Here is a 13,612-nt window from a genome sequence, read left to right on the forward strand (position 1 = left end):
AGAAGAAAGCGAGGACACGGGAATGAGGACTAGAAGTAAGAAAAAACCAGGCAAACCCCTAACGCTTATACTAAAATTCGCAGCTTTGATCATCTTGTTTCTTGTGTCTGTGTCTGTCTTTGGAGATGACAGGACAAACAGGGGTGAAGCGGAGGTCGATATGACCGAATTGTCGGCATCGAGTAACACGGGACCGGAAATTCCCGAGGGAACTGTGCTTTGGCAATTAGGGCAGAATGACGGCTCCGCACAAGAATTTACTGCAGCAGGTTCCTCCGGTGCCTTGGAGGTTTTTAATGTTGCCTCTTCCAAGGCTACAGCAGCTTCGCTGCAAAAAGTCCCTTCCGGCCTCAAGGGCGACAGTAATCCTGAATTTAGCATTCAATACGAACTGGATAAGATCCCGGCTAACGGGGTCTTATTTCGCGTGAGCATCCTCGATGCCTACAAATCAGTGCCGCAAATGAGTGTGTTCTCCAACAGGCAGCTGTCAGGAATTATCCAGATTGCCGGTGTTTCCGGAACGGACAGCGAATACAGCTTCCGCAAATCCTATGAATTGTACATTCCGAAGGAACAGCTGGTCACCGGGACCAATGAACTGAAGCTGCAGGCAGCCCGGGGGATGTATTCCTCCAATCTGGAGGATAAATACAACTGGTGGACCTGGGATTCCCTGAGTCTGGAGTCGCTGAAGTCTCCCGTTAATGAGCCCATTCACGGAAGCTACACGCTGACAGGCACTATGGTGAACAACAAGCAGTTTTATTTTGATGAAGGTGCGGTAACCCATTTGCCCTATGTCATGAAATGGCTGGGTGTGGCTTACAGCGGCAACATTATGCGCACCAGCTGCGCCAGTGACGTCGGCCGTTCCTGTTCTAACATGCTGGATTACTATAAGGTGCTTAAGGATTACAACATGCAGGGAGTTGCCATGTATTTGCACAGCGGCAATATCGTGCTTGATGCGGACGGCTCACTTCCGGAGGATGCGGAAAAGAAGCTGACCGATTACTTTAATCAATACAGCCCGTATTTCCAGTACTATGAGGTCGACAATGAGCCGGGGTTGTTTAACCGTTCCAAGGCAGTGAATCTGGCCATTGCTGACTGGCTGAATGAAAAGGGCAAAACCATCGCTCCGCACCTGCAGACGGTGGCGCCTGGCTGGGCTTATTGGCCGAGCTACAATACGGACTCCTGCGGCAACCAAAAGAAGGGTGCAGCAGTACAGCAGTGCGGTGATCCGGACGGCTGGGAGCGGGATCCAGAGCAGCGTAATGAGCTGGAGGAAGTCACCGATCTGACCAATGGCCATTCTTACGGTGCTTCTTACGTTCACAGTGACGGAGGCAGCTTTACCGAGAATCTCAAAACCTTCGGCGGAGCCGCTGACGGGCTCGAGAAAAAAATGCTGACCACCGAATTCGGAACCTCGGATACTCATGTGGATGCCAAAGAATACGGGGCTGCCGAGCGTACCGCAGCATCCTTTGACCGGATTATGCGCGCTCACATCGGTTATGCGGATATGTTCGTGCAGCATGCGGCATTTTTCAAGGATTTCAGTCTCTTTAAATACGGGTTTAACCTGGAGGAGCATGATCCGGCTAAAACCGAAATTTACTACACCAAGGAAGCAGAGGATTCCCGGGTCAGCATTATGAGAAGGCTTAGTCTGGCTTATGCTACACACGGGGCTCCGTTAGGCTATCAGATCACGAACAAAGATGCATTAGCTGACAAGCTTGTCTACGTCCGGGCAGTGGATACGTCCACACTTGAGCCTTTGGCGGGAAGCGGAGCGACTTCGAACAAGGTATTGGTCAACTTCGTTAATTTTGAAGATACAGAACAGACCGTCACCGTTAAGGTGAGCATGCCGGAGAAGACAGTATATGAGGGAGAGCGCTTCGGCAACGGGGATACTTATGAAGAGGCGCGCAGCTATGTGACAGGCTTAAGTGCTTCGCCTACGCTGGAGTTTACCGAAACCCTGGCTCCCGGAGAAGCAGTACAGTATATTCTTGAACCCTCTCTTGAAGTGGCGGATGCCGCACCGCAGAATTTCAAAGCCGCTGCAGTAAAAGGATTGTCCGTTAAATTGAACTGGCTGGAGGCCCCTGGAGCAAGCTATGAAGTGCTCCGGGCCGACGGCTCCGGCGGAGATTTGAAAGTGGTTGCGTCCGATGTCCGGACTACGGAATACACCGACAAGAAGCTGCAGGAAGGCACACTGTACACTTATGCAGTCAGAGTTAAAGGATCTCAAGCCATGTCGGATAAGGTACAGATTACAGCCACAGGGCTGGTGCCGCTCAACCGTTCGGAATGGAAGGTATCCTCAAATATTAGTGCAGATGTTTCTTACCCCGGAGGTGCGATTGACGGAGACAGGCGGACACGCTGGTCAACCGGTAAGCATCAGGCATCCGGAGAGTACTTCCAGATTGATCTGGGCGCAGCCCATACCGTAGAAGCCGTTGAGCTTGACTACACATTATCCGACTATGATTATCCGCGGGGGTATCAGCTTTATATTTCGGATGATGCAAAGAATTGGCGTATGATTGCATCCGGAAAAGGCCAGCGGGAGAAAACTAAAATCGCATTTTCTCCAGTAAAAACACGGTATATTAAGATTCTCCAGACCGGGTCTGGGGGGAATTACTGGTCGATTCAAGAGCTGCAGGTATATTCCAGGGAATAAAGAGAGTTACAACGGCAGGGCAGCGTCATCTTCATGAAGAAGATCGGGGACTGCCCTATTTGCACGAGCTCCGTTCTGCGGGGCTTTTTGCCGTACATAATTATGGGAAATGATATGCATGAAGTCATTCAGTTTGAGCACCATATATGAAGATATAGCGTCAATAACTATGTGAACTTTTATGCCGCTGTTCGGTGAGTTATGTCAATATAGTGCTGTTTGGCTAAATGTGACACAAATAACAGGAAGAGTACAAAGGTTATGCTAGAATTTGCAACAACCCTATAGTAAAAGACATTGCAAAAAGTATAATCTTATGTTATATTGTATATAGATTTAGAACAAGTCTAAATACAATGACAAATATAGACTATGGAGGTTATTTAAAATGAGTACTCAAATTAAAAATCAGACTGAACTGTATGCTGCCTTGAACCGCCAGACTGCCAACTGGACCCTGCTCGGAGTGAAGTTACATCATTACCACTGGTATGTCAGCGGTTCGCATTTTTTCACGCTGCATGCCAAATTTGAAGAACTCTACAATGAAGCTGCAGGCTATGTCGATGAGCTGGCTGAACGACTGCTTGCAATCGGCGGACAACCTGCCTCCACTATGACCCAATACTTAGCCCTTTCCAGCCTGAAGGAAGCTGCAGGCGGAGAAAGCGCCAAAGAAATGGTTACCCAGCTGATCAATGATTTTGCTACGATTGCTGAAGAACTGAAAGATTCAATCTCCGCTGCAGAAGAGCTGAGCGATCAGCCTACTGCTGATCTCCTGATCGGCATCAGAAGCAGTGTGGAGAAAACCTCCTGGATGCTGAATGCCTATCTGGCTTAATACGTCAGAAGCAAAAGGAAGAGAGCCAATGCGCACCCGCATAGGCTCTCTTCCTTTTATTTTGCCGGCCTGAATCACTTAATGAATACTCCGCCGAACGGCAGGGCCTCACGCAAAAAACGTTTGATGATCCCGTCCTCATTATTATCACGTTCAAAGCGTCTGCTCTGGCGTCCCGCCTGAAACAGCACCGGACCGTGACCGGTCATCTTCCAATGGTAACTCATATGCTGGCTGGCCAAATGATTGCCGTAGACAGTGAGTTCCAGTTTGGCATTTTCGGGATAGGCAACGATGCTTCCTGCGTCCACGTAGAGCGGCTGGGTCGGGTGAAGCTCAGCTTCGCATACCGTTCCTTCGGTAAGAATGCCTATGCTGCCAAATCCGCTGAACTTTACCTTTATTACATCACGCGTAATCAGCATGTTCTTCATGCTCAAAACCCTTGTCTCCATGGAAATTCCTTTGGTGTAGAAGAACAAGTGCCTGAAGTCGTACAGCAGATCACTTTTACCGTCAAGCTGCAGCGTCTTCACACGGTATCCGGGAGGAAGTGCAGCGACGAACCGGCAGGGGCCGGACATATCGGAGCGGATCATCTTGCGCTTGCGGTACATTCCCTTAACATCCATAAGCCGGTCCGCACGGCCGGATGACGGGCCCTGGTAAGCTATAATCTGCTGCGGGTGCAGCACATGAACCTCTTCATTCTCTCCGACTGTAAAAGCAACAGCTTGTCCGCTGCCGCTGTCGCCTTCATCCTGGACATCAACGTTCATAATTCACTTCCTTTACACAATAACTGCTTCTGCCGGGCAGCTGTAGTTTAATGCAGCCTGTCTCCTTTTCTGGACCTCTGGCGCATTCCAAACCGGAGCAGCCGCACCAGAATGAAATAGCCGAGCAGCAGACCGACGCCTGTAAGCAGCGTGATCTTAATCCGGTTATAGTAGTTCTCCCGTTCTGTACGGTCATTCCTCAGCTCTTCAACGACTAAGCCCAATTGGCGGTTCTGTTCCTGAAGCGCAACATTCTGGGCGCGGTAATCCTCTATATCCTGCAGCGTCTGGCCTAACTGGTCCTGTGTCTCCCCCAGCCGGTCTTTAGTCTGCTGAAGCTCATCCATCGTCTGCTGATAGCTTTCCTGCAATTGATTAACTTCACCGGGCAGCTCCGAGAAATTCTGTAAGCCTTTATATAAATCACTGAAATAATTGGCTTCTGCGGCTGGAGCCGGAAGGCTGGCCGATACCGTAACCAGCAGCAGAGCCGAACCGAGCAGCTTGATGAACATGCCTTTTGATTTGTGTATCAATATAATCACCACCTGAAAATTGGCTTATCTTACCCTTATTTTAGCATAGCCGGACAACCTCCGACAGCTTGCGGCAAAGTCTGGCAGCATTTGGCGTAAGGTGGAATCCTATCTATTTAATCGTATACTTGCTTAGGATTTTTTACCCTGCCCCCGGGGGCGGTAACCATAACAGTAATACAGTCCCAAGGACAAGCCGGTTTCGTTTTGCTACCGCGGAGGGTTAAATTATCGTATACTTTGAACGGAAGGGGGCTGAATCAATGAATAAATGGCTGAAAACCATACTGTTTTTGGCTGGCTCTGCGCTGTTAACCCGGTTTATCCCGTTCTCATCCTTGTTCCGCAATCTCGATACCATGATTCATGAATTTGGTCATGCGCTGGTCACCCTGCTGCTGTCAGGCCGTGTACTGCGGATTGAACTGTATGCCGATCACAGCGGTGTAACCTACTCGGCGATAGGTGCCGGGGTCAAGGCAATGGCTGTATCACTGGCCGGATATCCGCTGGCTTCGTTATTTTCCCTCCTGCTGTTCTACCTGTACAGAAAAGAACAGCACCGCTGGGGCCTGATGCTGGCCAGTACGGTTGCGCTGATCATGCTTCTGCTGTATGTACGGGGCAGCTTCGGAATGCTCTGGCTAAGCGGATTTATACTGCTGAATATAGCCGTAATGATGCTCTTGCCCAAATTCAGCAAATATTATTATTTATTTTTGGCCTTTCTGACATTGGAGGAATCTGTTGCAGGTACGCTTGTTCTGGTAACAGCATCCATATTTTCGCCTTCCGGTGCAGGGGATGCGGCTAATTTAGCCAGAATGACTCCACTGCCTGCCATTTTGTGGGCACTCCTTTTCATGCTTTTTTCCCTGCTCTGCGCAAAATGGGCGCTGGGGCTCTTTTTTCAGAAGGAAAGCTTGCGGAGTAAGGCGGGGAGCCGCTAAGACCCGATAGATTTTCGGCACATTTAGACAAAAAGCCGCAGTTTTATAAAGAGGCAACCTACATTTTAGTAGTGTGTCTCTTTTTTTGTCGATATTATAGGACCGAACATACATTCCATGACAAGGAGTTGTCCGCCATTATTGGTACATTAATAGAAGAAGTATAAAGAAAGAGGTGGAAGTCATGCAGGCAAGTATTCAGCCCGTAGTTACATGGAGTCAAAACCGGATTTTTGCAGGCACTGTCCAAAATTTAGAGCTGCTTGTGGAATGGAGCGGAAGCTCCGGCAATCAGGATTTTCGCAAAAAAAGCCGTAAGGTGGCGGCACGGGAAATCGAGCTGAGAATTTGGCTTGAATCACATATGACACTGAGCGGCTGCCATGGCTGCAATGCGGAGCGAGGCGAAGGAGGATCCTTTCTGTTTAAGCTTGGAAAAATCCATTCCGGAAGCCGCAAATACATTGGTCTTGCGTTCACCACAGCAGCAATGCCGGCCGGAGTTCATGAAGCCATCTGGATGCAGTGGCAGTATAAGCAGCCGCCGGCGGAGCGGATCCGTGAGCTGCCTTTGAACAAGCTGAGTCTGGAATATACACATCATACGGATATTCTAAACGCGGCGACTTGTTTCCACGTAGAAAAGCATATGGAGCTTCTCAAAGCGGCCGAAGCCATGGAAGCGCTAGCGGTACTGCGGTCCCGGGAACCTGATCAGAAGGTATACGAGAAGCTGCGCAGGCAAGCGGACAAGGTGCTGCTGCTGGCTGCACGCTCAGGAGATCTGCAATTGGTCAAAGAAGCTGAAATGTTGTATAAGCAGTTGAGTGTTTAAAATTTGATATATGAATGACCGATTGGTCATACCTTAAACGTCGGATAATACCGATATACATACATAATAGAAGCAGTCATCAGAGACAAAGAAAATTTAAGGAAAAATATTACTATAATTGCGCAGATAAATAGTACAATGAATCTATTGCCTATTGTTAACATGGTTAATTTAGCCCTTGTTAGCAGGTATGCATTTACTTCGTAAACATAAAAAATGGGTCTACTTTACCATGAATCAAGGGGAACTGAAAATGACAGACCGATTGATCCGGCTAATGCGTATCATTACGCTAGTTCAAGCCAAACCGGGAATTTTGGCACGAGAGCTTGCGGAGCGCTGCGGCAACAGTGAGAGAACGATTTACCGGGATATGGATGCGCTTAGTGCCATGCATATTCCAATTACCCACCTGGGGCATGGCAAGGGATATGCTTTTATCGGGAATTTTGCATTGTACCCTTTAGATTTGTCGGAAGAGGAAGCGGCCGCATTTTCGCAGCTCGGCAGCATCATGAGAGACATCAAACCATTACTGCCTCCTGAATTTGAAGACGCCTATGAAAAAATAATGGCAGCTGAATACAAGCAAACGGCGGAAAGGGAAGAAAAGATGGAGAGTGTAAAAACGGAGGCCTGGCGGCTCTGGACAGAGAGGAGCAATGCCCGGACTGAGCCGTCGCCTTTTCTGACAGGAATTCTGTCAGCCATGATGAAGCAGAGGAGCATCCTTGCGGATTATTATGAGAATAATTATGAGGAAAAAGAGCTCCGGATTGACCCGTATTGCCTTGTTCCGCTGGAAAACCGTTACTATCTTATCGGGTTCTGCCACCGGTTCGGGCTGATCCGGGCTTTTCATATCAGCGGATTTGCAGGTGTCGAGACGCTTAACCACCGCTTTTCCAAGGAGCTGTTTGACCTGCAGGCTTTTATGAAGCAGAAGTGGTCGCTGGATCAGGACAGTCTGCAGGTGGAGTTCAAAGTCCGGCTTTCCGAGCGGATGATGGAGTGGATCAGAGATGATGAAATGATGTTCAAGCCGGTAAAGATTGACCGGGAACGCTGCTGCCTTCATTTCAAGGTTGCTGTCGAACAGGATATCGGTTTTGTCCGCTGGATTATGGGCTTTGAAGAGGAAGCGGAGCTGCTGGAGCCGTTTTATTACCGGGACATGCTGAGGGAGCAGCTGGATAAGTGGCTGATGCTCTATAAATAACGTGGAATTATAACGATTATAGAAGTACTCCGGATAATCCCTTCAGGTGAAGCTGCGCATGAAGGGATTCTATGTGTTGCAGAATCGTTGAATGATTGTGAATAATTATATACTATTCATAACTGATTATATTCAAGCATAACGAAACGTATAGAAAACAAATACTGCTTATGCTAGAATTACATCAAAATATACAAAGATACATAAGCGGGAGGAATAAAAATGTACAAGAAATTAATGGCGGTAGTCGTCGCCGTACTGCTTGCTGCTGGGCTATCCGCTGTTCCGGAGAAGCAGGCTGGAGCGGCCAAGAAAACGGAAATTATCGTGTCAGCGGCGGCAAGCCTGCAGGACAGCCTTGATAAGATAGCCCTTCAGTATGAGAAACAGCATCCGGAGATTGATCTGGTCTTTAACTATGGCGCTTCCGGTACACTGCAGAAGCAGATTGAACAGGGGGCACCGGCTGATTTATTCTTCTCTGCAGGCGATAAGCAGATGGCAGCGCTGGTGGATAAGGGTCTCATTTCCACACGTACAGGACTGCTGAAGAATCAGCTGGTACTGGTGGTGCCTGCAGGCTCCAAAGCCGAGTTCACAACCATCACACAGCTTACGGATAAAGCCTTTAAGAAGATTGCAGTAGGCCAGCCGGAATCGGTGCCGGCAGGACAATATGCGCAGCAGGCGCTGACGGCCAAAAAACTGTGGGAGCCGCTGCAGAGCAAGCTTGTCTTTGCCAAGGATGTACGGCAGGTGCTCTCTTATGTAGAAACAGGAAATGTGGATGCCGGATTTGTCTACAAAACCGATGCTTTGACTTCCAAGAAAGTAAAGATCGCTCTTACAGTAGGGGCGCATGTTCATAAGGCAATAAACTATCCAGTAGGCCTTGTGAAGGGTTCTGGGCATCAGGCAGAGGCCAAGGCTTTCTACAATTACGTTCAGACGAAAGCGGCGGGTGAGGTTTTTACCGCATACGGCTTTCAGCTGGCAAAATAATCATGCGATTAGCGTGCAAGCGGGGTGGAAGCTGATGGGGATCAATTGGAGTGATTTTTTCGCCCCGGTCTGGCTTTCGGTCAAAATTGCTGTAATTACCAGTATCCTCGTGTTCATCCTGGCGACCTTCGCGGCAAAGCTGATGGCAGGACGGAAGTTTCCGGGCTACAGCCTGGTTGAAACGGTCATGCTGCTGCCGCTGGTCCTGCCTCCGACGGTAGTCGGATTCGTGCTTCTGGTCATCCTGGGCCGGAGGAGCTGGATCGGGAGGCTGTATGAGCAGTTAACGGAGCAGACGATTCTGTTTACCTGGGGAGCGGCAGTGATTGCTGCAGTGGTTGTCGCCTTTCCGCTCGTCTACCGGACGGTGAAGGCGGGATTTGAAGGTGTGGAAAAGGATCTGGAGGATGCCGCACGTGCGCAGGGGGCAAGCGAGCTTCAGGTACTGAGGTTTGTGACGCTTCCGCTGGCCGGCCGTTCACTGGCTGCAGGGTATGTACTCGGGTTCGCCCGCGGGCTCGGGGAGTTCGGGGCGACAATCATGGTGGCCGGCAATATACCGGGCCGCACCCAGACGGTACCAACCGCTATATATGTAGCTGTCGATGGCGGAGACATGACGATGGCCTGGATGTGGGTCTGCTCCATTATCGCGATATCAGCGGTTATGCTGATGTTCGTCAACAAGCGTTCAAGATAAAGAATAGACATACATAAACCTCCGGGTCTGCCAGGCTTCACGGCAGATCCGGAGGTTTGTTGTTTGTCCCGTATTAAGTTTCGAAGATTACTCTTCCCGTATCTGTAAGGTCATAGCCGTGAATGGAGCTCAGCTCATTCTTGAAGGCCGGGGAGCGCAGGATGTCAATGACGCTGTTGACCCACGGATCATGCTCCGGCTTCTTGATCATCACCAGATCATAGCGCTCCTTAATAAGCGGAATGAAATCGACGCCGTCGATGATTCTGGAGGCTTTCTCGGTGCCGATGCCGACATCGGCTTCACCGCGCGCGACTACGCCGGCTACGGCGAGGTGGCTGTTCTCTTCGCGGCTGTAGCCGCTGATGCCGGCAGAGCGGATGCCATGGAGGCGAAGCTGCTCGTCCAGGAGCACACGGGCCCCCGACCCGAGCTCGCGGTTAATAAGGGTAAGGCCCTTCTGCTGCAGATCCCGCCAGCCGGTGATGCCTTTGGGATTGCCTTTTTGAACATATAAGCCGGCACTGCGGGCCAGCATGTGCACCACAATGTAAGAGAAGCCGACGAGCAGCTTGCGGATGTACGGCAGGTTATACTCTCCGGTATCGCCATCCAGCAGATGCGTGCTGACAATGTCGGATTCACCGTGATACATGGCAATCAGGCTGTCCAGGCTGCCGGCATAGGAGCGGAGCGGCCTTGCCGACGGCAGGCTGCGCTCCAGATGGGTGGCCAGAATGTCCAGCGACATGTCCTGGCCGGTGATGACGATGTTGAAGCCGGCGGACTTGGCGGCTGGCGCCGGCTGCTGTGACAGGTGAAGCGGCGTGGAGAAGGTGGCCGGCGGAAGCGTAAAGGGAGCGTGGGGCGGAGCAGAGGATGCAGCTCCTGATCCGGCTGCAGGAGCAGATGCTGCACCGCTGCGTGAATTCTGCTTATAGGCCTCCAGATCGGAGAAATCCACACGCATCTGCTTTCCGACACGGTAGGAGGGCAGTTCGCCCTTTTTAATCAAATCGTATACTTTGAGCTTCGATATCTTCAAGAGCCGGGCAATTTCCTCGGTGGTGTAGGAAGTGTTCTCGTGCTCAGGCATAATTATAGCCTCCTAAAGGATGCACTGCGGCAGTGCCCTGAGTAAATCCTCATCATAGCTCAAGACTACCTTATTTTGAGGTGCTGCGCAATGAACAGCCTTAGGGGGCGGATGTAGCGATCAAAAGGCCAGATGTCTGTCTTTATTCACCTGCTGCCTGTCGGATAGACCGATCAGCTCGGACACGGTAACGAACTTAAACCCCTTTTTTTTCAGCTCCGGCAGAATAATTTTAAGTGCCTCTTTGGTCTGCGACTGTCCGTGGACATAGTCATGGAACAGCACGATATCACCGTTTCTGGCATTGCGGATCACTTTACTGGATATATTCCATACACCCGGGCGGTTCCAGTCGCGGGTATCCTGATGCCAGGACCACAGCACCGGACGCAGCCCCATGCTGTTGGAGACATCCACCAGCGTCTGATCATACATTCCGCCGGGCGGTCTGAACAGGCTGCTGTGCCTGCCGGACACCTTGAATATTTCCTGTTCAGTCAGTTCAAGCTCCTTCTGGATTTGCTGCTGGGATACAGGAGCTTTGAAGTACACATGATTATAGGTATGATTCGCCAGCTCATGGCCTTCGGTAATGACCCGTCTGGCGACATCAGGGTAAGCGGCAATCTTTTTACCGATGGCAAAGAAGGTGCATTTGGCATTGTGTTCCTGCAGCACATCCAGAATCTCTCCGGTTTCATCGGGGTCAGGCCCATCGTCGAAGGTGAGGGCAATCACCTTTTGATTTGTATGCACCTCCCAGATCATCTCGCCCCGCTGTTCGTAATAATCACGGTTTTTGACATTCGGGCTGCTCATGGCTGTACCTGCCGTGCCAAGAACAAGTGCGGTGGAGATCAGCAGCAGGGCTGTATTTCTGCAGCTTGCTTTCATGGGTTCACTATCCTTCCAGGCGTGTCCCGCAGCAGTTCAAGGGACGGGGGTGTTTTTGTATAGAATGCGCCTTATTCCTGATGAAATATTCAATGCGGCATACAAACCGTAAAGTTTCTATTTTAGAGTGAAAGTTATGCTGAAAATGACTTATAATGTAGTACTAAATACAGAATTAGGGATAGGGGGAGCGGATATGACATTAATTGAAAAAAGAGAGCACCGGCAATATCCGGAGATTACCCGCCTGGAGACCTCGAGAGCCGCTTATGAACGCGATTATTCGCGTCTGATCCATTCGCCGACTTTCCGCCGGCTGCAGGGCAAATCACAGGTGTTCGGCGCCGGGACCGGCGACTACTACCGGACGCGACTGACCCATTCACTGGAGGTAGCGCAAATTGCCCGGGAGGCAGCCAAAAGCCTGCTGCGCTCTTACCCTGAAGTGGAGACCGGGCAGGCTGAGAATCCCGGCCTTGTCATTGATCCGGAAGTGGTGGAATGTGCAGCCATCGCCCATGATTTCGGACATCCGCCTTTTGGCCACAAGGGCGAAGAAGTACTGGACAGCATTCTGGAGCAGCTGATCGCGAAGAAGACCGATGATGAGGTGCTCAAATCCGGTGCCGGTACGGTACAGAAGCAGACGATTCATGAAAATATGAAGCGCAAATACGAGCATTTTGAAGGCAATGCCCATAATTTCCGGCTGATTATGTTTCTCGAAAAACGGGAGAACATCGACGGCTTGAACCTGTCAGATGCCGTGCTCCTGGGCATTAACAAATATCCTTTTCCGGGAACGGTACTGAAGAAGGGCCTGTATCTCCATGAATGGGATTATATTTCGGAGATCCGGCGGGAGTGGGGAGTGCCGGAAGGCAAGAAAACGCTGGAAGCCCAGCTGATGGACCTCTGTGATGACATTGCCTATTCTGCGCATGATCTGGAGGACGGCATTAAAGCAGGCAAAATTGAAGTGCATGAGCATTTCATGCATGATTCCTACATCCGGAAGCTGATTGTCGAGAAAATCACCACGCTGGAGGATTTCTTCTGGAAAGGCTGGGAGGAGGGGCAGATCAGCATCAAGGTAGAGGAAGTGCTGAGTTCATTCCTCAGAGTGTGGATGGAGAAAATGCCCACCTGCGAAAATGACTATTCCCGGACCCGGCGGGAAGTAAAGGCGTATTGGGTCAGCACCTTTGTCGCCAGCCTTGGTGTTATTCCGGACGGAGACTGGAAGAAGGTTACGTTCATTAAAGAGGGCAGGGAGGATGAGGACATGCTGCGGACAGTCAGTGTGCTCAAAAGCTTTGCCTGGGTGACGATGATCCGCGACCTGCGTGTGCAGCGCCTCCAAAAACGCAGCGAGTGGATTCTGCGCAGGCTGTGGGCAGCCTTCAATGATCCCGAGACGTCAAAGGCAATCATTCCAAGTGACTGGCTGCAGCGTTTTGAAAAGGATCAGCGGAGCAGCCGGCCCATCTGGACATGGGAGCATATGGTGATTGATTACATCGCGGGCATGACAGATGCTTTTGCCGAGAAGATATATAACGAGCTGTATGGGCTTAAGGTCGGTTCAATCTATGACCTCGATTAGACTTATTGCTTAATTTCTGGATAAGCTGCACATGCTAAAGCGCCGCAAGACAGACCCTGACGGGTCCGTTTTGCGGTTTTTTATGGTCTTTGCTTTTGAATTATGGTCTTGATTTTTGATTTCTGGTCTTGTATTGTTGTAATTTGTTATTATTTTGTTATTATAAAATCCACGGTTTTTTTAATTATGATATTTGCTGCTTAGAGTCATTAGTTATAATTAAACCTTTGAAATATGCGGGTTTATTCAGGATAATAGCCTTTGTTTGGAATACGGTTAATTGGTCTTTGTTTAAATTTAATAGAGATTTTAGTATTTTGTTATTGTTAATTTGTTATTACAATGCTAATATTACCAATGAGTTATTATATATTTCTGTAAGGCGGAGAGGAAAAGCGGTATACACGTTACGTTTATCTTGTAAGCCTTTACACAGGA

At 49.8% G+C, this 13,612-nt stretch carries 12 protein-coding genes; 8 read left to right on the forward strand and 4 right to left on the reverse strand.

Features of this window, described 5'->3' with window-relative positions; all coding sequences use genetic code 11:
• Nucleotides 1-160: 160 nt before the first annotated feature.
• Both C2I18_RS16955 and C2I18_RS16960 read left to right on the forward strand, forming a co-directional pair.
• Complete coding sequence (locus tag C2I18_RS16955; protein WP_249896938.1) at nt 161-2,713, forward strand: discoidin domain-containing protein; 2,553 nt, start codon at nt 161-163, stop codon at nt 2,711-2,713.
• Between the two features lie 388 nt (nt 2,714-3,101).
• On the forward strand, nt 3,102-3,557 hold the full coding sequence (locus C2I18_RS16960; protein ID WP_249896939.1) for a Dps family protein: 456 nt from the start codon (nt 3,102-3,104) through the stop codon (nt 3,555-3,557).
• A 74-nt stretch (nt 3,558-3,631) separates the two neighbouring features.
• On the opposite strand, the gene C2I18_RS16965 is transcribed toward C2I18_RS16960, so the two are convergent.
• Together C2I18_RS16965 and C2I18_RS16970 are read right to left on the reverse strand one after the other, a co-directional pair.
• Nucleotides 3,632-4,336: an AIM24 family protein gene (locus tag C2I18_RS16965; RefSeq protein ID WP_249896940.1), complete on the reverse strand. Its 705-nt coding sequence runs from the start codon at nt 4,334-4,336 to the stop codon at nt 3,632-3,634.
• A 47-nt stretch (nt 4,337-4,383) separates the two neighbouring features.
• A complete protein-coding gene (locus C2I18_RS16970) occupies nt 4,384-4,872 on the reverse strand; it encodes a hypothetical protein (RefSeq protein WP_249896941.1) in 489 nt (162 codons plus the stop codon).
• 263 nt (nt 4,873-5,135) lie between these two features.
• Here C2I18_RS16970 and C2I18_RS16975 point away from each other — a divergent pair, with 263 nt between their 5' ends.
• From C2I18_RS16975 to modB, 5 genes are all read left to right on the forward strand, one after another.
• Nucleotides 5,136-5,822, forward strand: coding sequence for a M50 family metallopeptidase (locus tag C2I18_RS16975; protein WP_249896942.1), 687 nt, complete (start codon nt 5,136-5,138; stop codon nt 5,820-5,822).
• A 184-nt stretch (nt 5,823-6,006) separates the two neighbouring features.
• A complete protein-coding gene (locus tag C2I18_RS16980) occupies nt 6,007-6,657 on the forward strand; it encodes a hypothetical protein (protein WP_249896943.1) in 651 nt (216 codons plus the stop codon).
• Between the two features lie 253 nt (nt 6,658-6,910).
• A complete protein-coding gene (locus tag C2I18_RS16985) occupies nt 6,911-7,876 on the forward strand; it encodes a helix-turn-helix transcriptional regulator (protein ID WP_249896944.1) in 966 nt (321 codons plus the stop codon).
• Between the two features lie 222 nt (nt 7,877-8,098).
• Nucleotides 8,099-8,878 carry a molybdate ABC transporter substrate-binding protein gene (gene modA, locus C2I18_RS16990; RefSeq protein WP_249896945.1) on the forward strand — a complete coding sequence of 260 codons (780 nt, stop codon included), beginning with the start codon at nt 8,099-8,101 and terminating at the stop codon, nt 8,876-8,878.
• A gap of 34 nt (nt 8,879-8,912) precedes the next feature.
• Nucleotides 8,913-9,578: a molybdate ABC transporter permease subunit gene (gene modB / locus C2I18_RS16995; RefSeq protein ID WP_249896946.1), complete on the forward strand. Its 666-nt coding sequence runs from the start codon at nt 8,913-8,915 to the stop codon at nt 9,576-9,578.
• A gap of 73 nt (nt 9,579-9,651) precedes the next feature.
• Here modB and C2I18_RS17000 read toward each other — a convergent pair whose 3' ends face one another.
• Nucleotides 9,652-10,674, reverse strand: coding sequence for a substrate-binding domain-containing protein (locus tag C2I18_RS17000; protein ID WP_249896947.1), 1,023 nt, complete (start codon nt 10,672-10,674; stop codon nt 9,652-9,654).
• 120 nt (nt 10,675-10,794) lie between these two features.
• Nucleotides 10,795-11,568 (reverse strand): polysaccharide deacetylase family protein, encoded by a 774-nt coding sequence (locus C2I18_RS17005; protein WP_249896948.1) that lies wholly within the window; start codon nt 11,566-11,568, stop codon nt 10,795-10,797.
• A 196-nt stretch (nt 11,569-11,764) separates the two neighbouring features.
• Between C2I18_RS17005 and C2I18_RS17010 the strand changes: the two genes are divergently transcribed.
• Complete coding sequence (locus C2I18_RS17010) at nt 11,765-13,174, forward strand: deoxyguanosinetriphosphate triphosphohydrolase family protein (RefSeq protein ID WP_249896949.1); 1,410 nt, start codon at nt 11,765-11,767, stop codon at nt 13,172-13,174.
• Nucleotides 13,175-13,612: the final 438 nt, after the last annotated feature.

The organism is Paenibacillus sp. PK3_47, from assembly GCF_023520895.1.
In the GTDB taxonomy this organism is placed as follows: domain Bacteria; phylum Bacillota; class Bacilli; order Paenibacillales; family Paenibacillaceae; genus Paenibacillus_AQ.

What these genes read in the sequence shown, in the direction of transcription:
- C2I18_RS16955 (WP_249896938.1), top strand. Translation starts at nt 161, where the DNA reads ATGACCGAATTGTCGGCATCGAGTAACACGGGACCGGAAATTCCCGAG.
- C2I18_RS16960 (WP_249896939.1), top strand. Translation starts at nt 3,102, where the DNA reads ATGAGTACTCAAATTAAAAATCAGACTGAACTGTATGCTGCCTTGAAC.
- C2I18_RS16965 (WP_249896940.1), bottom strand. Translation starts at nt 4,336, where the DNA reads ATGAACGTTGATGTCCAGGATGAAGGCGACAGCGGCAGCGGACAAGCT.
- C2I18_RS16975 (WP_249896942.1), top strand. Translation starts at nt 5,136, where the DNA reads ATGAATAAATGGCTGAAAACCATACTGTTTTTGGCTGGCTCTGCGCTG.
- C2I18_RS16980 (WP_249896943.1), top strand. Translation starts at nt 6,007, where the DNA reads ATGCAGGCAAGTATTCAGCCCGTAGTTACATGGAGTCAAAACCGGATT.
- C2I18_RS16985 (WP_249896944.1), top strand. Translation starts at nt 6,911, where the DNA reads ATGACAGACCGATTGATCCGGCTAATGCGTATCATTACGCTAGTTCAA.
- modA (WP_249896945.1), top strand. Translation starts at nt 8,099, where the DNA reads ATGTACAAGAAATTAATGGCGGTAGTCGTCGCCGTACTGCTTGCTGCT.
- modB (WP_249896946.1), top strand. Translation starts at nt 8,913, where the DNA reads ATGGGGATCAATTGGAGTGATTTTTTCGCCCCGGTCTGGCTTTCGGTC.
- C2I18_RS17000 (WP_249896947.1), bottom strand. Translation starts at nt 10,674, where the DNA reads ATGCCTGAGCACGAGAACACTTCCTACACCACCGAGGAAATTGCCCGG.
- C2I18_RS17005 (WP_249896948.1), bottom strand. Translation starts at nt 11,568, where the DNA reads ATGAAAGCAAGCTGCAGAAATACAGCCCTGCTGCTGATCTCCACCGCA.
- C2I18_RS17010 (WP_249896949.1), top strand. Translation starts at nt 11,765, where the DNA reads ATGACATTAATTGAAAAAAGAGAGCACCGGCAATATCCGGAGATTACC.